This window comes from Nonlabens sp. Asnod2-A12 (genome assembly GCF_045063745.1).
Classification (GTDB): domain Bacteria; phylum Bacteroidota; class Bacteroidia; order Flavobacteriales; family Flavobacteriaceae; genus Nonlabens; species Nonlabens xylanidelens.
In genome coordinates this window covers 1,817,880-1,839,200 of record NZ_JBEFOB010000003.1, presented here as the reverse complement: position 1 = coordinate 1,839,200, position 21,321 = coordinate 1,817,880, and the positions used below count along the sequence as shown (strand labels likewise).

At 35.3% G+C, this 21,321-nt stretch carries 16 protein-coding genes; 5 read left to right on the top strand and 11 right to left on the bottom strand.

Annotated elements, in window-relative coordinates; genetic code table 11:
- Window positions 1-49: 49 nt before the first annotated feature.
- From ACJJVJ_RS08455 to uvrC, 10 genes are all read right to left on the bottom strand, one after another.
- The gene (locus ACJJVJ_RS08455) at window positions 50-3,304 is read right to left on the bottom strand and encodes a carboxypeptidase regulatory-like domain-containing protein (protein WP_405369871.1); all 3,255 of its coding nucleotides are present in this window, start codon (window positions 3,302-3,304) and stop codon (window positions 50-52) included.
- Window positions 3,305-3,421: 117 nt separating this feature from the next.
- Complete coding sequence (gene pgi / locus ACJJVJ_RS08450) at window positions 3,422-5,053, bottom strand: glucose-6-phosphate isomerase (protein ID WP_405369870.1); 1,632 nt, start codon at window positions 5,051-5,053, stop codon at window positions 3,422-3,424.
- Between the two features lie 51 nt (window positions 5,054-5,104).
- Window positions 5,105-6,352 carry a M23 family metallopeptidase gene (locus ACJJVJ_RS08445; protein WP_170034501.1) on the bottom strand — a complete coding sequence of 416 codons (1,248 nt, stop codon included), beginning with the start codon at window positions 6,350-6,352 and terminating at the stop codon, window positions 5,105-5,107.
- 2 nt (window positions 6,353-6,354) lie between these two features.
- Window positions 6,355-7,323: a tryptophan 2,3-dioxygenase family protein gene (locus tag ACJJVJ_RS08440; protein WP_104514525.1), complete on the bottom strand. Its 969-nt coding sequence runs from the start codon at window positions 7,321-7,323 to the stop codon at window positions 6,355-6,357.
- A gap of 101 nt (window positions 7,324-7,424) precedes the next feature.
- On the bottom strand, window positions 7,425-8,225 hold the full coding sequence (locus ACJJVJ_RS08435; RefSeq protein WP_405369869.1) for a DUF3108 domain-containing protein: 801 nt from the start codon (window positions 8,223-8,225) through the stop codon (window positions 7,425-7,427).
- 87 nt (window positions 8,226-8,312) lie between these two features.
- Window positions 8,313-9,476 carry a 4-hydroxyphenylpyruvate dioxygenase gene (gene hppD / locus ACJJVJ_RS08430; RefSeq protein ID WP_405369868.1) on the bottom strand — a complete coding sequence of 388 codons (1,164 nt, stop codon included), beginning with the start codon at window positions 9,474-9,476 and terminating at the stop codon, window positions 8,313-8,315.
- 109 nt (window positions 9,477-9,585) lie between these two features.
- Window positions 9,586-10,230 (bottom strand): CCC motif membrane protein, encoded by a 645-nt coding sequence (locus ACJJVJ_RS08425; protein WP_405369867.1) that lies wholly within the window; start codon window positions 10,228-10,230, stop codon window positions 9,586-9,588.
- Window positions 10,231-10,254: 24 nt separating this feature from the next.
- On the bottom strand, window positions 10,255-11,412 hold the full coding sequence (locus ACJJVJ_RS08420; RefSeq protein ID WP_405369866.1) for a homogentisate 1,2-dioxygenase: 1,158 nt from the start codon (window positions 11,410-11,412) through the stop codon (window positions 10,255-10,257).
- Window positions 11,413-11,583: 171 nt separating this feature from the next.
- Complete coding sequence (locus tag ACJJVJ_RS08415) at window positions 11,584-13,824, bottom strand: patatin-like phospholipase family protein (RefSeq protein WP_405369865.1); 2,241 nt, start codon at window positions 13,822-13,824, stop codon at window positions 11,584-11,586.
- Window positions 13,811-15,610, bottom strand: coding sequence for an excinuclease ABC subunit UvrC (uvrC, locus tag ACJJVJ_RS08410; protein ID WP_405369864.1), 1,800 nt, complete (start codon window positions 15,608-15,610; stop codon window positions 13,811-13,813). Before uvrC ends, ACJJVJ_RS08415 begins: the two co-directional genes overlap by 14 nt.
- 220 nt (window positions 15,611-15,830) lie before the next feature.
- On the opposite strand from uvrC, the gene ACJJVJ_RS08405 reads away from it, so the two are divergent.
- From ACJJVJ_RS08405 to ACJJVJ_RS08385, 5 genes are all read left to right on the top strand, one after another.
- Complete coding sequence (locus ACJJVJ_RS08405; protein WP_405369863.1) at window positions 15,831-16,802, top strand: type I phosphomannose isomerase catalytic subunit; 972 nt, start codon at window positions 15,831-15,833, stop codon at window positions 16,800-16,802.
- A 17-nt stretch (window positions 16,803-16,819) separates the two neighbouring features.
- Window positions 16,820-17,113: a thioredoxin gene (gene trxA / locus ACJJVJ_RS08400; protein ID WP_104514531.1), complete on the top strand. Its 294-nt coding sequence runs from the start codon at window positions 16,820-16,822 to the stop codon at window positions 17,111-17,113.
- A gap of 116 nt (window positions 17,114-17,229) precedes the next feature.
- Complete coding sequence (locus ACJJVJ_RS08395; protein ID WP_405369862.1) at window positions 17,230-18,621, top strand: alpha/beta fold hydrolase; 1,392 nt, start codon at window positions 17,230-17,232, stop codon at window positions 18,619-18,621.
- 275 nt (window positions 18,622-18,896) lie between these two features.
- On the top strand, window positions 18,897-20,036 hold the full coding sequence (locus tag ACJJVJ_RS08390) for an Mrp/NBP35 family ATP-binding protein (RefSeq protein WP_104514533.1): 1,140 nt from the start codon (window positions 18,897-18,899) through the stop codon (window positions 20,034-20,036).
- Between the two features lie 2 nt (window positions 20,037-20,038).
- Entirely contained in the window at window positions 20,039-20,320 is a 282-nt protein-coding gene (locus ACJJVJ_RS08385; RefSeq protein ID WP_104514534.1) for a NifU family protein, read from the top strand.
- A 51-nt stretch (window positions 20,321-20,371) separates the two neighbouring features.
- On the opposite strand, the gene ACJJVJ_RS08380 is transcribed toward ACJJVJ_RS08385, so the two are convergent.
- The gene (locus ACJJVJ_RS08380) at window positions 20,372-21,205 is read right to left on the bottom strand and encodes a DUF3050 domain-containing protein (protein WP_405369861.1); all 834 of its coding nucleotides are present in this window, start codon (window positions 21,203-21,205) and stop codon (window positions 20,372-20,374) included.
- Between the last annotated feature and the right edge of the window lie 116 nt (window positions 21,206-21,321).

The following is a 21,321-nucleotide window of genomic DNA, read 5'->3' as shown; positions in this document are numbered from 1 at the left end:
CCTACTCGTTTTGAGTAGGGTTCTTGTAATATATGGTAAAAAGTATTTCTTAGTTAAAGATATATCTAAGACCTACTTGCATTTGCCATCTTGAAGAACGAGTACCTGCATCATCTACACGCTCAAACTCTTCAGCAAAATTAGGGTCAAAAGTAAACTGTGGGTCTGGTCCACCTTGCTCTGTATTAATAAGACCAACATTACCAAAACTCTGGTTGATAGTATTTTGTTCACCCCAATCCTTGTTCAAGAAGTTGAAGAAGTTGAAGATATCAAGAGAAGCTTGGAATGTGTGTTTTTTACCACCGAAATCTAAACTGAAATCTTGAAGTAATTTGAAATCAACAATATGATTCCAAGGTCCACGATCTCCATTACGACCTGCGTACTCACCTCTTCTCTCTCTTAAGTAGTCATTACTTTCAATAAAAGCATCTAAAGCGCTCCATTGCTCAGCAGCAGTTACACTACCATCATCAATTAAGTTGATTTCGCTTTGGTCTCTAGGGATATAGATAAGAGCGTTATCTCTTGAGTCATCACCTAATAAATCGCTACCATTACCATCGTTATAAATGTAACTTAAAGTACCACCTTGTTGTCCGTTATAGAATATACCGAATGTTGTTTTAAGGTTTTCATTCCATTTTAATTCATAAGATGCATTTGCAGAAATTCTGTGTCCTAATGCAAAAGCAGAATTACCTACACCAGCATTATTCTTACCGTTAACAGTTACAATGTTTCTCCATTGAGAACTGTTTTGAGAAGATGTACCTTCATTGATAGATTTACCTTGTCCATAAGTATATGAAACCTGACCTGTGAAACCATTTTCATATGGCTTAGTTAAGCTGAAACTAGCATTGTAAGACCAACCTTCGTTAGTGTTAGATCCTAGATATATAGAGCTATATGTTCTGTCTATTGCATTACGAGAAAAATATGGTCTGTTGTCAGCTCCATTAAGTGTACCTACTGCATCACCTATGTTTAAGTTTTGGTAAGTTACATTGTTAATGTTGTCATTATATAAGAAGTCTGCACTTGCAATTAATCCCCAAATATTTGTTTTTTGATCAATACCGATGTTGTACTTCATTACCTGTGGTAATTTGAAGTTAGGATCAAAAAGATCTATCTGACCTCCTAATTGTCCACTACCAGGAGCAGCACCATCACCGATAGGTTGGTTGTTAGGATCTGCTACAAAGAATGCGCCATCTACAAAGTTACGCTCATCTACACTACCTACAGAAAGACCATTGTTGTTATAGATACCACCTGGCCATACTAAAGGAATACGTGAAGTAAAGATTCCTAGTCCACCACGTAATTGTGTAGTACCGTCGCCATTTATATCCCAGTTAAACCCTGCTCTTGGAGCAACGTGTATTTGACTTTTAATACCTCTACCAGATCTCGCTCCGCCTAAGTCTTTTCCTGCAGCTTCTAGTAATGCTACAGTTCTGTCGTTGAAATCATCATTTGTTATTCCATCTTCAAAGAAAGGAACGTCAAAACGTACACCGTAAGTTAACTTGAAATTATCTGTTAAATCCCACTGATCTTGAGCGTATACTCCTAATTGAGAATATTTAAATGCAGCTGCTGCATTTACTATATCATCACCAGCAGTTCCTAAAGGATCTAATAGTGAATAAGAGTAGTCAAAGTTATCTGCAGCAACATCATTAGTTGCATCGTTGTCAAAGTAAGTGTTGAAATCATCTAAAGATCCAAATCTGTATTGACCAAAGTTCTGTCTTACGAATACGTTTCTCATATCGTAATTTTCATAGTTACCACCAAATGTCATGTTGTGAGCTCCGTTAGAAACTTCAAAGTTGTTGGTTACTGTGAAAACTTTTTGATCTAAAATGTTTCCAGTAGAGAAAGCTTCAGAACCAAAACTTATACTACCACTACCATCACCGATGCTTACATTAGGAAATGGATTCCCGATAGGATCTCTATCATCTGTTACCTTAGTATAACTTACTATTAAGTTGTTAGAAAGGTTGCTACCGTTAGTAGTATTCCATTCTAATGTAGAGAAGTTAGTAGTAGATGGGAAAAAGATACCACCATTTGCAAAATTGATAGATCTTGCACTACTTCCATTAGGTGAAGTAGACTCACCATTTACATAGTTATGTTTAAAAGTTAATGTGTTTTTATCATTAACGTTATAGTCCAATTTAACAGTGAATTTCTCACTATTTAAAGTTTGAACAGTGTTACCAAAACTACCTGGGTCATAACCAAATGTGTTTATTAAGTTTTGTCTTAATTGTTCGATACCTGCAATTGAAGTGTCTCCACTGTATAAACTGCTATCAAAAGGTCTAGGCTCTTCTTCTCTTTGTATCTCTGCATTTACAAAAAAGAATAATTTGTTCTTGATGATTGGACCACCTAAGCGAGCTCCGTATAGGTTAGCTGTAAATTCGTCTAGTCTTTCACGGTTATCCTCTCTGATACCTACTGGAGTTTTACCAGCAAGTTTTTCATTACGAGTGTAGAAGTATGCACTACCTTTAAAGTCATTTGTACCAGAACGAGTAATTGCGTTAATCGCACCACCTGTAAAACCAGACTGACGTACATCAAAAGGAGCGATGTTTACTTGGAAAGACTCGATAGCATCAATAGAGATAGGGTTAACACCTATCTGTCCACCGTTAGTTCCTGTTCCTGCAAGACCAAAAACATCATTATTTACAGCACCATCTACAAAGATAGAGTTGTAACGGTTGTTCTGACCTGCGATAGAAATTGCACCACCTTCACTAACTTGTGCTTGAGGTGTTTTTCTTAAGAAATCACCTATTCCTCTTGTTACAGAAGGCATAGTGTTGATATCACGTTGTGAAACGTTAGTTTCTGCTCCAGTTTTACCTGAATCAAAAATCCCATCTCTTACAGCATTAATAGTAATAGCATCTAATGCATTAGATTCGTCTGATAAAGTAATACTGATTTTTTCAGCTTCACCTAATTGAAGAAAAATGTTTTCTAGTTTTTCTTCTGTCTTACCTACGTAAGAAATAGTAATCGTGTAAGGTCCACCTACACGCATGTTAGAAATACGGTAATAACCTTCAATATCAGTAGAAGTACCATAATTAGTTCCTGTAGGACCATGTACTGCGACTATGGTAGCTCCTAAAAGAGGCTCTTGAGCAGCGTCTATAGTTTCCATGATACGACCATTAATGCTTGAGGTAGTAACCTGTGCACCAACTGCCATAGAACTTAAGAAAAGCCCGATTGCAAATAAAAAGTGTAATGTTCTGTTCATTTCAGAATTAGATTTAGTTTGATTTTGCAAAAGTACGTCGCAAATCATTAATCCAATATTAAGCTAACATTAAGAAGTGAAACACTTGTTAACGTTAATTAACTGAAAAACAGTTTTTTATTTGTTACGGGAATAAAATCTTTTTAAAAGTGCGTTTGTACTGCTGTCATGGCCATCAGATTTAGAACTTTCTATATCTGTTAAAATGGCGTCTGCTAGTACCTTACCTAATTGTACACCCCATTGATCATAACTATAGATGTTCCATATCACACCTTCAGTAAAAATTTTATGTTCATACATGGCCACTAGTTTACCTAAACTTTGTGGTGTAAGCTCGTCTATAAGAATAGTGGTGGTAGGTTTATTACCTTCAAATACTTGAAAAGGAACGAGATGTTCTATTTCTGACACCGTTTTCCCTGAGTCTTTATGATCTTTTAATGCTTCTTCTTTGGTTTTACCATTCATCAACGCCTCAGTTTGTGCAAAGAAATTTGCCATAAGCTTGTTGTGATGATCCGGTTGGTTGTATTTCGCTTTCGCGAAAGCGATAAACTGAGCAGGAATTAATTTAGTCCCTTGATGTATTAATTGAAAAAAGGCATGTTGTGAATTAGTTCCAGGTTCTCCCCAAACTACATTACCAGTTTCATAAGTAACTCGATCTCCATTGCGGTCTACACTTTTACCATTACTTTCCATAATGGCTTGCTGTAAGTATGCTGGTAATCTATGTAAGTATTGAGTGTATGGGATAACGGCTTCACTCTGTGCTTTATAAAAGTTGTTATACCAAATGGTCAATAAAGCCAACTGTACTGGAATATTTTTATCAAAAGAACTATTCTTAAAATGTGTGTCCATTTCTTGAGCACCATCGAGTAACCCTTGAAAATTCTTTGACCCTATGCCTAAAGCAACGCTCATTCCTACCGTGCTCCAAAGAGAAAAGCGTCCACCTACCCAGTCAAACATTGGAAATATATTTTCTTCTTGAATACCAAAATCCACGGCACGTTGTATATTACTGCTTACGGCAATAAAGTGTTGTGCAACGGCTTCTGGATTTACTTTTTCTTTAAACCAATTTCTTATGGTGGTAGAGTTAGTAAGTGTTTCTTGAGTTCCAAAAGATTTTGAAACGATAACAAAAAGCGTCGTTTCAGGATTTATTTTCTTTAAAACTTCCTCTACATGATCACCTTCTACGTTAGAAACAAAATGTAATGTGAGGTCATTTTTATAAGCTTGCATAGCTTCATAAATCATGACAGGTCCTAAATCGCTACCACCTATCCCTATATTAACTACAGTGTTAAATTTCTGGCCATTTGCAGCGGTGATGGTACCGTTATTTACAGCGTCTACAAAGGCAAACATTTTTTCTTTGCTTGCAATTGCGGCATTTATATTACCTGCTACAGGTGAATCCGTGTTGTTAGTTCTTAAAGCAGTATGTAATACCGCACGATTTTCAGTCGCATTTATTTTTTCTCCACCGAAGTAAGACTCGATTGCGTCACTTAATCTACATTCATTTGCTAGATCAACTAATTTACCTTGTGTTTCTTTGGTGATTAGGTTCTTAGAGAGGTCTACATGAAAATCACCGTCCGTTAGTGTTAATTCTTCTGCGCGATTTTTATTGTTTTGAAAAGCTTCTTTTAGATTTAAACTTTTTGCTGTTTTATAATGATCTAGAAGTTCTTGCCATGCAGTGGTAGAAGTAGGGTTGATGTTTTTCATGATCTTACAATTTTTAAAAGTTATTCTTATAAAATGAAGGTGTAGGTTTATTTATAGTACTGGATCAATTTCTTTAAAAGGAAGTTGGTCTATTTCTATCTTTAATGGGGCTATAAATTCCATGTAGGTTTCCATGGTTTCTTCTGGAAGTGGGTCTGCGCTAGGTAAATTCTGTTTATAAGGATCTACTTGTTTTCCATTTACCCAAAATCTATAACAGACATGAGGTCCAGTGGCAAGTCCTGTACTACCTACGGTACCTATTACCTGTCCTTGTTTTACTCGCTGTCCTACCTTTACCTTACGTTTAGTCATATGTAGGTATTGAGTAGAGTAGGTGCCGTTGTGTTTTATTTTTACATAATTACCATTTCCGCCTGTGTAAGAAGATTTTGTCACCGTACCATTTGCGGTAGCAACTATAGGTGTTCCATATGCAGCTGCATAATCAGTACCTTTATGTGCTTTCCATCTTTTTTGAACTGGGTGAAACCTTCTTTTAGTAAATCTCGATGATATTCTAGAATAGTTAACAGGTGCTTTTAAGAAAAAGCTTCTTAAAGTCTTTCCATTATCATCATAATAATCACTCATTCCTGTGATGGAGTCTGTTACATAATCAAATGCATAGAAAGGTGTCTCATCTGTCTCAAAAACGGCTGCTTCTATAGATTCTATTCCTGCATATATAGAATCGTTAATGTAACGTTCTTGATAGATCATTTTAAAGCGATCTCCTTTTTGAAGCTTAAAGAAATCAATAGACCATTTATAAATATCAGATAATTCATAGATGGCACTTAATCCTAGACCTTCTTCGGCCATAGCCTCAGATAGTGTCGAGTTGATAATTCCACTCGCTGTTTTTCTTTTATAAGAAATAGGGTGTTTATCTTTATAAGCGGCAAGAGTGTCGTTAAAATGAACAACAACGTAATCTAGCTTAGTAGGCTCATAAATAAATGCTTCTGGAGTTCCCAGGCTGTCTTTTCTCTTTAAGATTTTAAAAGGTTTTCCAGCTTGTATTCTACGTAGGTCATAGACTTCATTAAGTCTGTTTGCGGTTTGATAGGCGCTTTGACCTTCTACGATATGGTTGGAGATTAAATCATTAAACGTTGCGCCGCTAACTACTGTGTCGGCAACTAGTTCAAAATCATTAAGGTCATAACCATACTTCATCTTAGGTTCAATAACCACAGGTATAGGTTCCTGAACATCTTCGATAGTTTCTACATCTTCTTTACATGATGTAAAGCTCAGTGCTAGTAATATACCAGCGATGAAATATTTTTTCATCATTACTTTGTGTTTAATACGTGATCCACCCATTGCTTACCCCAGTTCTCATGTTCTTCTTGCGTCCATAAAGTAGGGAAGTAAGATATTTTCTGGAAACTAGGTGGTAAAAACTCTTTCCAGTTGGTACCTCCTGTTGCTTTTACTGCTTTTCCTTCTTTTCTCAAATATCTATGTGCGGCACCCATGTGCATAAGTAGCCAATTGATATTTGCGTTTTGATCTAGAAGTCGCAAAGCTGTTTTAAGTTCTGGTGTTTTTTCTTCTTCTGGTAGGGATAGATAACGTTGATTAAGGTTTGTGTTTTCTACTTCGTTTGCTATTCTCAAAAATCTAGGAGTGTAACGTTTTTCAAACTGTTTTAGTGTGAGTGTTTTTTCTCCTGTATTCATGTCTATGCCTCCTTTTTTCCAATAGATATTTTCAAATAGATCTTCAATGGTGTTGTTGTTCTCGCTTTCGCGAAAGCGGGACCTAACAGAAGGATGAACTAGATTTATTAAATCACTACTGTAAAATTCTAACATTCTATATTGAGCACTTTGAAAACCACTCGCAGGAAGTAAGGACATTCTAAATTGTAAGAATTGCTCGCGCTCCATACCTTTAATCATTACTTCAAAAGAATTGATTAAAACGGTAAAGTATCTATTGATGCGTAGTATTTTTTCTTCAAAAAATTTACCGGTTAATTGCTCGCTTTCTATAATTTGCGTTTGCTCATGTATGATGAGCTTAAAGTAAAGTTCGGTAATTTGATGATAGCCTATAAAAATCATCTCATCAGGAAAATCTGTAGACGGCACTTGTAGGCTAAGTAAAGTGTCTAGTCGTATGTAATCCCAATAGGTTGTGTACCTGTCATAAAGTAAGCCGTCCAAGTAGGAGAGCATGTTCTGGCCAGAGTGTTTAAATTTATCTTCTAATAATTTAATGCGCTGGGCTATTTCTGGGCTGATTTCTTGAGACATGTAATTCATTTAAAATGACAAGCAAAAGTAATCAACCTATAGGTTACTATCAATTATACAAGGCATAGAGTTCACCTTAATTGATTAAAATGAAGTAGGTTTTATTTATCTGCAATAACCTGAAAGGAGTGTTTTAGGCCTTTAAAAGCTTCTAAGTCTGCGGTAAGAGAGCCTACAGCTAGTTTTGCTTTTATTTTTAAAGGCATTTTGTTTTGATCTTTTGATATCCATACAGTAAGGCTTTCTTCTTCTTTAAATACACGTCCAGACTGCACGTATGGTCTAAATTTTAAAGAAGCCACATTACCAAATTTAGTTTTAAGAACCTCTTCACCTAGATATTTGAGTTTAAAGTCAAAGTTTTCTTTGTCAAAAAACATAGGTAGTGTGAACTCGTCACCGGCTTTTATAGTTTCTATATCTACCATGTTTCTTAGGTGGTAAAAAGCACTCATCATATCTTGTGTAGAAGGTTTAATGTCTACGGTAGTCTTTTCCTTGTGCTTTTTATCATTAACTATAGCAGTGCCTGCTTCGTGGTCAAAGTCTATTTGAATATCTTTTGTGTGTCCACCTTCGTCTATTTTACGGATAAAACGATATGGTTTTACAGTTTCACGATCGATATAAGTTTCATACTTATCGTCTACCTTAAAGAAGAGATGTAATAGTCCGGTAGATTTTCCTTTACCTTTAATGTGATATACAGGTTTACCTTTAAGTCGGGCTTTGTCTATTTTCATCTCGGCATAGCTGGCATTGAAGACGCCGTAGTGTATTCTAAATTTGAACCATTCACCATCTTCAAAAGCCTGCTGTTCTATACCGTTAGATTCTACTCCTGGAGTAAAGGCTGTAGTAGTTGCAAATACAGCTATCATTAAAAAAATAATCTTTTTCATATCTATAAAAGTTGATTGTGAATAATGCTCACGATCTTTTAAATGCAAAGTCTATTCCAAACTGATAACTATATTGTTATCAATGTATTACAGAGTGCCGCGTAAAGCTTGCTCTCTTTCTATCGCTTCAAATAATGCTTTAAAGTTTCCTACACCAAAGGATTGAGCACCCTTGCGTTGTATGACTTCTATAAACATGGTAGGTCTATCAACTACTGTTTTTGTAAACAGTTGTAATAGGTAGCCTTCTTCGTCTCTGTCTATTAAAATACCATGTTTTTTTAGTACCTCAACGTCTTCGTCTATTTCTCCTACACGCTCTGTTAAATCGTCATAATATTCATCTGGAACGTATAAGAATTCTACACCTCTTTCTCTCATTGCGCTTACTGTGGCAACTATATCGTCTGTAGCAACAGCGATGTGCTGTACACCAGGGCCGTTATAGAAATCTAGGTATTCTTCAATTTGTGATTTTTTCTTTCCTTTTGCAGGTTCGTTAATCGGGAACTTAACTCTACCATTACCGTTGCTCATCACTTTACTCATAAGAGCTGTGTAGTCGGTAGCGATGTCATCATCTGCAAATGAGATAATTTGTGCAAATCCCATTACTTCTCCATAGAATTTACACCAAGTATTCATCTCGTCCCAACCTACATTTCCTACCATGTGGTCTATAAACTTAAGTCCTACTGGTTCTGGATTATAATGAGATTCCCATTTTTGAAAACCAGGTAAAAATATACCGTTATAATTTTTACGTTCTATAAACATATGGACTGTTTCTCCATAAGTATAGATTCCAGACTTTACGATTTCGCCATGCTCGTCTGAGTCAACAGTAGGTTCTAAATATGGTTTTGCACCTCTTTTAGTAGTTTCTTCAAATGCTTTACGAGCATCTTCTACCCAAAGAGCAACAACTTTTACTCCATCTCCATGGACGTTGATGTGTTCATTAAGCTCCCCATCTTTTTGTAGAGGAGTGGTGAGTACCAGTCTTATTTTGCCTTGTTTTAAGACATAAGAAACACGATCTTTTAATCCGGTTTCTAATCCAGCATATGCTTCAGATTGAAACCCAAATGCTGTTTTGTAGAAATGTGCGCTTTGTTTTGCGTTACCTACATATAATTCTACATAATCTGTTCCTAGAAGAGGAAGAAAATCTTCTGCTTCTTTGAATAGTTTTTTAAGTGAATACTCTGTATTTTGTAAGTCTTTTAGGTTTTTGATTTCAGCTGCCATAATAGTTGTTTAAAAAGTATAAATAAATTGTGATGTCGGTGGTGTTGGGCTAACCTTTATTACCACATTGCCCTCAAATGAGGAGTTATATCTATTCTTTTTGCAATCATTACCCTTCTGTTTCTTCTATTACGTCCTCAATAATAATCTCTTTATTCTCTTTAAGAGAATCGTTTTTCTGTTCAAGAGAATCTAATTCTTCTTCTTCATAATATTGCCAGTCCTCATCTTCTGTAGAGTCTTCATAATCGTCATCATAATAGGATTCATTATTATATTGATCTAAATCATCTAGACTATCTAGTTCTCCATTTACTGCCGCCATCAGTAGACTACCGAAAAATAAGGCGACTATTAATAAAACTAAACAAACTAGACCTGAAAGAGCTACACCTACAATATTTATAATTTTAGCAATATTTACACTCTTATAAGAGCTTTGACTATAATTACTAGGATTAGATTTATAATCTTTTAAACTTCTGTTTGCTATAATGAGCCCTATTAGACTCAGGATTAATGTAATTATAGCAACGAGTCCATAGCACCAGCACCCTATAAAGAAAAGTACTAACGATATAATACCTAATGTAATTGCGCTGGGGTCACCAGATAGTTTCTCTCCTTGATAAGGGAATTGATAATTACCTTGGTTTTGATTCTGATTTTGAAATTGCTGCTGCTGCTGCTGCTGCTGTCCAAAGTTATTGGACTGCTGTGGTTGATTAGAGTAATTTGGGTTGTTCTGTTCCAACTTGATTTTTTTTTACAATATTAATTAATCTAACCAGCTTTTGTGATAACTATCATCAGCAATTTCTAGTCCTTCTTTAGTTACCATTAATGGTTTAAAAGTATCTACCATAACAGCTAGTTCTTCTGTTTTAGTCTTTCCAATACTTTTTTCTACTGTTCCAGGGTGTGGACCATGCGGAATACCTGCAGGGTGTAAGCTAATATGACCAGCCTCGATGTCATTACGACTCATAAAATCACCGTCTACATAATAAAGGACTTCATCACTATCTATATTACTATGATTATAGGGTGCCGGAATACTATTAGGATGGTAGTCATAAAGTCTAGGGACAAAACTACATACTACAAAGGCATCTGTTTCAAATGTTTGGTGTACTGGTGGTGGCTGGTGAATGCGTCCAGTTATAGGTTCAAAATCATGAATAGAAAATGCATATGGATAATTGTAACCATCATATCCTACTACATCAAATGGATGTGAAGCATACACCATATCAAAAATATCGTCCTGTTTTTTTACTTTGATTAAAAACTCACCTTTCTCATCATGGGTTTCTAGTGTCTCTGGACGTCGTAAGTCACGCTCACAAAAAGGAGAATGCTCTAACAGTTGTCCGAACCAGTTTCTATATCTTTTAGGAGTATAAATAGGACGCCTACTTTCTACTATAAATAGCCTGTTATCTGTCGTGTCAAAATCAATTTTATGAATAACACCTCGTGGTATCAAAAGGTAATCACCATATTTAAACTCTAAATTTCCTAAATGAGTTCTTAGGGTTCCAGTACCACGATGGACAAAAAGCAACTCGTCTGCATCACTATTTTTATAAAAATAGTCTTGTGTAGCGTCTTGAGGTGCTGCAAGAATAATTGCCACATCGCTGTTGATAAGAACAGTTTTACGACTTTCTAGATAGTCTGCTTCTGGTTGTATTTTAAACCCTTTTAAACGGTAAGATTTAATATGATTCTCTAATGCAATCTCAGGCTTTACACTGTATTGATTTCTTATCTCTTTAACCATGGTAGGTCTATATTCATGATAAGAATTTGTAGACATACCATCAAAACCTATAGTTCCAAAAAGCTGTTCTGAATATAGAGAACCATCAGGTTTTCTAAATTGTGTGTGTCTTTTGGGTGGTATTTTACCCAATTTATGGTAGAAAGGCATAGTTAAAAGTTAAATCTCTCAAATTTCGTAAATTCCTGAGACCATTCCATGACTAAACCGGATTATTTAACTTTTAAATAGTTTACTTACTGATTATTAGTAGTTTGAGTGTGTGTTGGTCAGCTTTGTGACGTGAATTTAATTAATCGAAAAAAATTCTTTTCAGTGTATTTAAAACTTGAATCCTAGGTTAACAAAGACTTGTCCGTCATCTTGTTGTGGAGAGAAACTATATTTTATTTCTAGAGGTCCTAAAAAAGATTCTAATCCATATCCTATGGCATATCCAGTGTATCTAGCCTCGCTAAACCAGTTGTTTTGTTCAAATAAATCATCTTGTGCGTTTGCAATGTTTGCGCTGAATATGATGTGATTCTTTTTGAAGACTTCATAATCTGCCTCTACTAGCAATTTCATCATGGTGCCACCACTAATACTTAAAAAATCATATCCATAAAATGAAATTAGATTATTAATCCTACGCGATCCATAACCACCTAGAAAAAAGTCCATAGAAGAGTCATTAGTATCGCCTATGGTTATACCTATGTGTGCATTACCACGTAATGTGAATTTACCAAAATTGCGGGCATGACCTATCTGTAGCTGGGCGACAGAAAATTCTTTAAAGCGTTCTTTGTATTCAGAGTTAAAAAGGTAAAGGTGGAAATCACCATCTATTTTCCAGCCAGTAGATGGGAATTGTGCATTATCATAAGAATCTACCAGTACTTTTCCATAAAGACTGCCTCGTGTACCGTCTGTAAAATCAGTAACGTCATCATCATTAGGGTCTGTGGTAATTAAAGTTTCTGTAAAAATATTAAGCGTTTTAATCTCAGTACCCACCATTAAATTTGCAGATCTGTTAAGCCTAGTTTGTAAGAAAACTTGCTGTGTCCAGTCTCTATATTTTACCTCAAGACTATTAACTCCTAATGGACCAAAGTTAGCTGCGTCTTCAATAAATGCAGCATTAGCATCTTTTTGAAATCTCATGTATTCACTGTGCAAGCCTATCGACCAGTAACGACCTTTATCAATATAATAGTCAAAGTTATATCTTAAATTATCGCCGACTATAAAATCTACTGATACGATGTCGTTATCAAAAAGCACCTTTTTTCTAGAAAGATTAAGTAAAGCAGCACTGCGCGTTAATTCATCATAATGTAATCCCAATCTTAAATAATTACGTACTTCATTCTCAACTAAGTCTATTTCTAGAACAGCTCCGTTATCATCATTGATGATTTCATAATTGATTTTGGCAAAATTATCTGTCGCTTGTAGGTTTTGAATTCCAGTATTTAAATCAGTGTAGGCTACTTTACCTGGTGTATTTACTTTAAATCTACCTACTACAAATGCTCTGGTGTAATTTTGATTCCCTTTTACATTGATCTCGTTAAGATATAGGCTGTCACCTATTATGTTTTTTAAATCAGGTTTTTTATAGTTATCTATCGCAAATTCTTTGAGCTGATCTATTTTAGCTCTACCAGCTTGCTCACCCTTTTTTATAATTTCTTTTCCTAAGTCAAAAGACACAACGGTAAAATCATTAATATCTGGAGCGATATAAACGTCGGTTTTAGGAGCTTTATATTTCATCGCATTAATCGTGCGGAAATTGTTGATCTGTGATAATATATCTAGGGCACCACTTAGTTCTTCTCTCGATTTTAAATCATCTTGTACGTCTACACCTATAATTATATCGACACCTTTTGCCTTTAATTTTTCTATAGGATAGTTGTCTATTACACCACCATCTATAAGTAGTCTGCCATCTATTTCAACAGGAGCAAAGAGTGATGGTAGCGCACCACTTGCATTTACTGCTTTGGGTAAATAGCCACTGTCTAGAACGATCTCTTCTCCTGTGGTGATTTCTGTAGCGATGCATAAAAAAGGAATAGGTAATTGATTAAAGTCCTCAACATCTTTTACATGGGCAAGCAGCCTGGATAGAAGATCGTATATATTTTGTCCTTTACTTAATGAAGAAGGTAATTGTACTTTAAAATCTTTAAACGGCAAGGTTACTGCATATCGTTCTGTATTTCTACGCTCGTAAAATGTTTTTGATTTGCGAGGTATGTCGTCAGATATGATTTTATCAAAATCTATAGTTTTAAAAATAGAATCTAATTGTTTGCCTGTATAACCAGATGCGTATAAAGATCCAACTATGGCACCCATGCTCGTACCTGCTATGTGGTCTATTTTTATTCCTAGAGAGTCTATTATTTTAAGTGTTCCTATATGCGCTAGGCCTTTTGCTCCACCACCAGATAAAACAAGTCCTATCTTAGGTCGAGAATTGTTTTCTTTTTCCTGTGCTAGTGTGAAGTCCGCTTTCGCGAAAGCGAGAACAATAAAAAATAATAAAAGCCTATTCTTCTTCATCTTTATAAAAGTCTATTATCTTTTGTGCTTTAGAAACGCCTACTATTTCTGTAAGTTCTTTCTTTGTAGCATTCTTAACGCGTTTTACGCTTCTAAAGTGTTTTAATAATTCAACAACTGTTTTTTCTCCTATCCCAACGATTTCATCTAGCTCAGTTTCTATAGCCTGTTTGCTACGTTTATTTCTGTGATGGGTGATACCAAAACGGTGCGCCTCATTACGCATTTGTTGAATAACCTTTAAGGTTTCAGAACGTTTATCTAGATATAAAGGTACAGGATCATTAGGATAAAATAGCTCTTCTAGTCTTTTTGCTATACCTATTATGGGTATTTTACCTCTTAAACCCAATCGTTCTAGTGCGGTAACACCGCTAGATAATTGCCCTTTTCCACCGTCTACTATGACTAGTTGTGGTAACGGCTGGTCTTCTTCTAGTAATCTTCTATAACGTCGATAAACGACCTCTTCCATACTAGCAAAGTCGTCTGGTCCTTCTACCGTTTTTATATTGAAGTTTCTATAATCTTTTTTACTAGGTTTTCCATTCTTAAAAACCACACAAGCAGCAACAGGGTTAGTCCCTTGAATATTAGAATTGTCAAAACATTCCATGTGTCTAGGCTCTTCACCCAGTCTTAAATCGGCTTTCATTTGTGCCATTAATCTATTAACATGTCTGTCTGGGTCAACTATTTTAATAGTCTTAAACTGTTCTTGCCTAAAAAACTTTGCATTGCGCTCTGATAAATCAACGACACGTTTTTTATCTCCTAACTTAGGGATAGTGATTTTTACTTTCTCACCTACATCTACGTCAAATTGTGTGTAGATCTCGGTAGATTGAGAGTCAAACCTGTGGCGCAGCTCTACTATGGCTAGTTCTAGTAAATGCTTATCATCTTCGTCTAGTTGTTTTTTAAGTTCCATAGTGTGAGAACGTGTAATCGCACCATGATTAATTTGCAAGTAATTTACATAGCCGGCAGCTTCATCACTAACTATGGTGAAAATATCTACATTAGAGATATTAGGATTAACCACGGTAGATTTTGCCTGGTATCTAGTTAGTATTTCTAGTTTTTCTTTGAGTTGCTGTGCTTCTTCAAATTCCATATTTGCTGCATGCTCTTGCATTAGATCTGTAAAGTAACGTACAGCTTCTTTAAAGTCACCTTTTACTATACCTCTTATAGCTTCTATACTTCTGTTGTATTGTACTTCATGCTGTAGTCCAGCACATGGACCTTTACAGTTACCTATGTGGTATTCTAGGCATAGTTTAAATTTACCTTCATTTATTTTATCCTGTTGTAAATCGTAATTACAGGTGCGTATGGGGTATAAAGTCTTAACCAGCTCTAGTAGTGTTCTTACTGTTCTTACGCTAGTGTATGGTCCATAATACTCACTACCGTCTTTGATCATATTACGAGTTAAAAACACTCGTGGGAAACGTTCTTTTTTAATGACTAGCCAGGGATAAGTTTTATCATCTCGCAACATGATGTTATACCGTGGGTTGCGACTTTTAATTAAGCTGTTCTCTAACAATAAAGCATCAGTTTCTGTCTCTACCACGATATGCTCAATGCGGTAAATGTTTTTAACCATCGTTTTTATGCGATAGCTGTCATGCGTTTTATTAAAATAGGAGGAGACTCTTTTTTTAAGTTTTTTAGCTTTTCCTACATAAAGTAGCTTGTCCTTTTTATCAAAGTACAAGTAAACTCCAGGTGATAAGGGTAGGGTTTTAATCTGAACCTCTAAAGGTGGTATTTCCATAGCACAGTAAAGATAGGGATTATGCTTAATGGGTTAAATATATTTTAATAGAAGTTTATGTTGAACTAACTTTTGCAAAAGCAGAATAATTATCATCAATAATCATAAGTATTCTGAATATTTGCCACATATTCTTAGTAATAAGGCTAAACTATGCTGTAAAACAAAGGAATATTTATTCGGTTTGGTTAAATTGCGCACAGTAACCCTAAAGTACTAAATGGAATTTTATCCCTTAAAATTTAAACCTGTTTTTCACTACCGTATTTGGGGTGGTGACCAGCTGAAGACTAGCCTTAATAAAGAGTATGATCAAGAGTCCATAGGTGAATCTTGGGAGATAAGTGCTGTTCCAGATAGTGAAACTGTTGTTGCAAACGGTGTTTATGCTGGGGCAACCATCAATAATTTAATTGAACGATTTAAAGATGCGTTTTTAGGGAAGTCTGTGTATGATAAATTTAATGGAGAATTTCCATTACTTATTAAATTTATAGATGCAAAAAAACCACTTTCTATACAAGTACATCCTAATAATGACATAGCCAGAGAACGACACGGTTCATTTGGTAAAAATGAAATGTGGTACATCATGCCTTCTTATAAAGATGCTACTATAACAGTAGGTTTTAAAGAAGAGGTGGATAGAGATTCTTATCAAAAACATTTAGAAAACAATACACTTACAGAGGTACTCAATGAGTTTAAGGTAAAAGCAGGAGATGCTTTTTACATTCCTACTGGTAGAATACATGCCATAGGAGCAGGAGTGATGCTTGCCGAGATTCAACAGTCCTCTGACGTGACTTATCGTATTTATGATTATGACCGTAAGGATGTGAGAACTGGGCAAACTAGAGAACTACATACAGACCTAGCGCTAGATGCGATAGATTTTAACTTGCAAACCCAATATCATACCGATTACAGTCGTAAAAAAAATCAACCTAATAAGCTGATTAATTCGCCTTACTTTAAAACTAATTTTTTAAAAATAAAAGGTGTTCTAGAAAGAGATCTTTCTGATATTAATTCTTTTACCATTTATATGTGTGTAAAAGGAAGTGCTACCTTAGTATGTCAAGAAGAGAATTATTCTTTGGTACAAGGAGAGTGTATTTTATTACCTGCAGGAATTGATTTAATTACTCTAGATTCTAAAGATGCACAATGCATCGAGGTTTATTTATAATCTAAAATAAAAATTTTATGTCTAGCTTTAAAGAACTTACTAATAGTGATACACCAGTGTTAATAGATTTTTTTGCAACCTGGTGTGGTCCATGTCAGACCATGATGCCAGTTTTAGATAAATTGAAAGAAGATCTAGGTGATCAAGTACGTGTTCTTAAAATAGATGTAGATAAAAACAAAGCACTTGCGACAAAGTTTGCTATAAGAGGCGTGCCGGCATTCATGATTTTTAAAAATGGTAAGCAAGTATGGAAAGCTGCAGGGGTACAGCCCTTACATGAATTAAAAGCGCAGATTCAAAAGGCATAAAAATTCTGTCAGTTAGTTTATTCAATATCATACCGTTTATTTAATCTTCTTACATTTTATGTAACAAATAACTATCTTCATACTCTAGTTTTAATATAGATTAAAAACTTAGATTTATGAAAACTGTTGTTCATTTTACTTTATGGGTAGTAAGCCTATTATTCTCATTAATCACCTTTGCACAGGAATTTAATGGTTCTTGGACAGGAGCAATTCAAGGAATGCCGTTGGTTTTTGAAATTTCAAATATTAATGGTGAGTACGCGGCAAAGATGCAAAGCCCCACTCAATCTAAAACTTATATTCCTATGAATAGTATCATGGTAGACGGTAATCAAATCACTATGCTGCTAGATGTTTATAAAATAAAATATCAAGGAGAATTAATAGATAGTAAAATCATAGGGACTTTTACTCAAGGTGCTGGCTCAGGAAAAATGATTCTAGAGAAAAAAGAATATGTAGAAGTAAAACCTAATAGACCACAAGAACCTAAAGCACCGTTTCCTTACCATATAGAAGATGTGGTGTTTACTAATCCCAAAGCAAATGATATTAAACTGGCAGGTACATTAACCTTACCTAACAATGTTAACAATCCAGCAGTGGCGATTCTTATTTCAGGTTCTGGGCCTCAAGATCGTAACGAAGAGCTTTTTGATCATAAACCGTTTTTAGTTCTCGCAGATCATTTGACTAGAAAGGGTATTGCTGTTCTTAGATATGATGACCGTGGAGTCGCCCAATCTCAAGGAACTCAAAAAGGAGCAACCAGTGAAGATTTTGCTACAGATGTAGAAGCGGCTATTGCTTATCTCAAATCTCGTAAAGATGTTGATTCTAAAAAAATCGGACTTATAGGACATAGTGAAGGCGGTTTAATTGCGCCTATGGTGATCGCAGATAATAGAAGAAATGTATCATTCTTTGTGTCTCTAGCTGGACCTGGCGTAGATGGTTATCATGTTTTACTGCCTCAAATAGAAAAAAGTCTCAGGTTTCAAGGAGTGGTAGGAAGTCAGTTGGAATTTGAAAAAAAACTGATGGATGCTATGTTCTTAAAAATAATAGACTCTAAAAAGTTATCTTCTCAAGTATTAGAAAATGAGCTTATAATTGTAATGAAGAAGCAGGTTGCTGAGGCTCCTGATGTTTCAAAAGCAAAATATACCGATGAAGTTATATCAGCTCTCAGCAAACAGTTTTCTGATGACTGGATGCGGTTTTTTTTAAGTTATAATCCGGCTACTAATTTGAGTAAAGTAAAATGCCCGGTTTTAGCTATTAATGGATCTTTAGATTATCAGGTGATTCCAGAAATCAATTTACCAGGTTTTGAAACGGCACTTTCTAAAAATAAAGACGTGACCATCAAGAAAATAGCTGGACTTAATCATCTGTTTCAAAATGCGCAAACAGGTAGTGCAGGTGAGTATGGACAGTTAGAAGAGACGATAGACCCTAGGACACTAAATTTAATTTCTAGCTGGATTAATTCTAGATTTTAAAAGCTTTCATTTCTATTTTGTTTTTACAACCATACTTATGTTGCGTTGGTAAATATGAAATTTGATACGTTTTGAATACTGCTATTTATGAATAGTGTTCACAAAACTGTTGTTTTAAGTGTTTGTGTTAAAGGTTTTTGTGCAATCAAATGTGTGTATTTTGATATGTGATACGCTTTCGCGAAAGCGGAATAATTTTTATCTATCCCTTTTATTTAGAATGGGTTTTAACTAACGGCTATGATCGTTATCTTTGTAACACTCTAAACGTCAAAATGAAAATAGAAAAGAAAGATGTTCTCAAAGCACTAGAAACCATATCGGTTCCTGGTGAAGGACAAAATATGGTAGAAAGTGGTGCAATTAAAAATGTACTTGTTTTTGGTGATGAGGTTGTGGTAGATGTTACTATCAACAACCACAGTTTACAAGCTAAGAAAAAAACAGAAGTTTCTATCTTACAGGCTATCCATAAAGAAGTTTATGAAAAAGCACAAATCAAAGTAAACCTTAAAGTAGAAGCTCCAGAAACGACAGATAAAAAACCTGAAATTAAAGGTAAAGCGATTCCTGGAATAGATAATATAATTGCTGTAGCATCTGGAAAAGGTGGAGTAGGTAAATCTACTGTAACGGCAAATCTAGCTGTGACTCTTGCAAAAATGGGCTTTAAAGTAGGTCTTCTAGATGCAGATATTTATGGTCCTAGTGCGACTATAATGTTCGATATCGTTCATGAAAAGCCACTATCGGTAACGGTAGACGGTAAATCAAAAATGAAACCAGTAGAGAGTTATGGTGTTAAAATTCTTTCTATAGGCTTTTTTACACAGCCAGATCAGGCTGTAGTGTGGCGTGGACCTATGGCTGCAAAAGCTTTAAATCAAATGATTTTTGATGCAGCATGGGGAGATTTAGACTTTTTAGTAGTAGATCTACCGCCTGGTACAGGAGATATACATTTAAGTATCATGCAATCATTACCATTAACAGGTTCTGTTGTAGTTTCTACACCTCAAACTGTCGCACTGGCCGATGCTCGTAAAGGTGTCGCAATGTTTCAACAAGAAAGTATCAATGTACCTGTTCTAGGTATTGTTGAAAACATGGCTTATTTCACACCGCCAGATATGCCAGAAAATAAATATCATATTTTTGGTAAAGACGGTGCGAGAAACCTAGCTGAGGATTTGAAAATTCCATTTTTGGGAGAATTACCTTTAATACAATCTATTAGAGAGGCAGGAGATGTAGGTCGTCCAGCAGCAATGCAAGAAGGCACAGATATAGAAAATGCATTTATCGAGATTACTAAAAAAGTAGTGTCTGAAACGGTGCGTAGAAATGATGCTTTACCGCCTACAAAGGCGATTGAAATTACTACCATGGCAGGTTGTAGCGCCACAAATAAATAATTATGACTGGATCAGAATTAAAAACAGCGGTCGAAGCTGGGTTAGAGGAGATAAGGCCTTTTTTACAAAGGGATAATGGCGATATAGAACTAGTTTCTATAGAAGATGATAAGTTTGTTAAAGTACGCTTATTGGGTACTTGTGTAGGGTGTCATGTAAATCAAATGACTCTTAAGTCTGGTGTAGAGCTTACTGTTAAAAAACATGCTCCACAGATAGAAAGCGTTACCGATATTTCTGGTCAAGAATTAAAAGAAGAACAACGAGATAGCGTAGAGTTGTAATCCTAATAAAATGAAAAAAAAGCCGATTCGTGAGAATCGGCTTTTTTGAGTTTAAACTAGCTCTGGTTCAGACTCTTTTATTTCTTTTAAAATGCCGTCAAATAGTTCTATTCTTGATTGTAGAGCATCTTTTGCAACTTGTATAGCTTCTTCCCATTTTAATTGATCATCGTCGCAAAGCATAGCTACCATTTTATGTGCCATGGGTCCGTGTTCATCTCCATCTAGCTCTATATGTCTGTCAAAATAGTATTTAATAGGTTCTAGATCTATATCAAATGAAGATGTTGAGATACCGTCCAGTATTTCAGTAAACATTTCTGGGATTAAATCTTCTCTTCCATATGTAAATGCTGCAGCTATTTCATGGTCTTTACCTCTGTTGATAATGGTAAATGTGGTAGTCAGAAATTGTTTTACATGTTGGGGCAATAAGGAGTTATTTATGGTTTCAAGAATGTGGCTAGATAATGACAGTCCGTCTATTTCTTTTATAGCAATATTTACATCTATACCTACTGCATTCATGGCGTTTAAATACATTTCATAATGACTCATTCTGTTGCCTAGATGGTCTATGTCTGTCTCTTCTGCAAGAACTATTTCATTGATTAAATACCTTAGATCAGGATCACCTACTGGTGTCCATGGAGTAGTGGTGCAAGTAAGAGAGTTTTGTAAAGCTTTTAAAAGCGACATAAAGTCCCAAACAGCATAAATGTGTGAAGACATAAAAAACCTTAAATCTTCATCATTTTTAATATGGTTGTATAGCTGGTGATTCAATAACTGTTCACGCACCGTACTAATTTTATTCAAGATTAAATTGGCTTCCATCGCTGTGTTTTCTAGTGCAAAAATAGTTGCTGGAGAGATCTTAACCATCCTCAGAAAAGAAATTATTATAGGATTAACTAGTGTTGTGTACTTTATCGAATTGAGAATAAAAAAAGGCCCAAGAAATTTAATTCTTAAGCCTTTGATTTTTTTTGATTGTAGAT

Coding starts and splice junctions, on each gene's coding strand:
- ACJJVJ_RS08455 (WP_405369871.1), bottom strand. CDS start 3,304: ATGAACAGAACATTACACTTTTTATTTGCAATCGGGCTTTTCTTAAGT.
- pgi (WP_405369870.1), bottom strand. CDS start 5,053: ATGAAAAACATCAACCCTACTTCTACCACTGCATGGCAAGAACTTCTA.
- ACJJVJ_RS08445 (WP_170034501.1), bottom strand. CDS start 6,352: ATGAAAAAATATTTCATCGCTGGTATATTACTAGCACTGAGCTTTACA.
- ACJJVJ_RS08440 (WP_104514525.1), bottom strand. CDS start 7,323: ATGTCTCAAGAAATCAGCCCAGAAATAGCCCAGCGCATTAAATTATTA.
- ACJJVJ_RS08435 (WP_405369869.1), bottom strand. CDS start 8,225: ATGAAAAAGATTATTTTTTTAATGATAGCTGTATTTGCAACTACTACA.
- hppD (WP_405369868.1), bottom strand. CDS start 9,476: ATGGCAGCTGAAATCAAAAACCTAAAAGACTTACAAAATACAGAGTAT.
- ACJJVJ_RS08420 (WP_405369866.1), bottom strand. CDS start 11,412: ATGCCTTTCTACCATAAATTGGGTAAAATACCACCCAAAAGACACACA.
- ACJJVJ_RS08415 (WP_405369865.1), bottom strand. CDS start 13,824: ATGAAGAAGAATAGGCTTTTATTATTTTTTATTGTTCTCGCTTTCGCG.
- uvrC (WP_405369864.1), bottom strand. CDS start 15,610: ATGGAAATACCACCTTTAGAGGTTCAGATTAAAACCCTACCCTTATCA.
- ACJJVJ_RS08405 (WP_405369863.1), top strand. CDS start 15,831: ATGGAATTTTATCCCTTAAAATTTAAACCTGTTTTTCACTACCGTATT.
- trxA (WP_104514531.1), top strand. CDS start 16,820: ATGTCTAGCTTTAAAGAACTTACTAATAGTGATACACCAGTGTTAATA.
- ACJJVJ_RS08395 (WP_405369862.1), top strand. CDS start 17,230: ATGAAAACTGTTGTTCATTTTACTTTATGGGTAGTAAGCCTATTATTC.
- ACJJVJ_RS08390 (WP_104514533.1), top strand. CDS start 18,897: ATGAAAATAGAAAAGAAAGATGTTCTCAAAGCACTAGAAACCATATCG.
- ACJJVJ_RS08385 (WP_104514534.1), top strand. CDS start 20,039: ATGACTGGATCAGAATTAAAAACAGCGGTCGAAGCTGGGTTAGAGGAG.
- ACJJVJ_RS08380 (WP_405369861.1), bottom strand. CDS start 21,205: ATGGTTAAGATCTCTCCAGCAACTATTTTTGCACTAGAAAACACAGCG.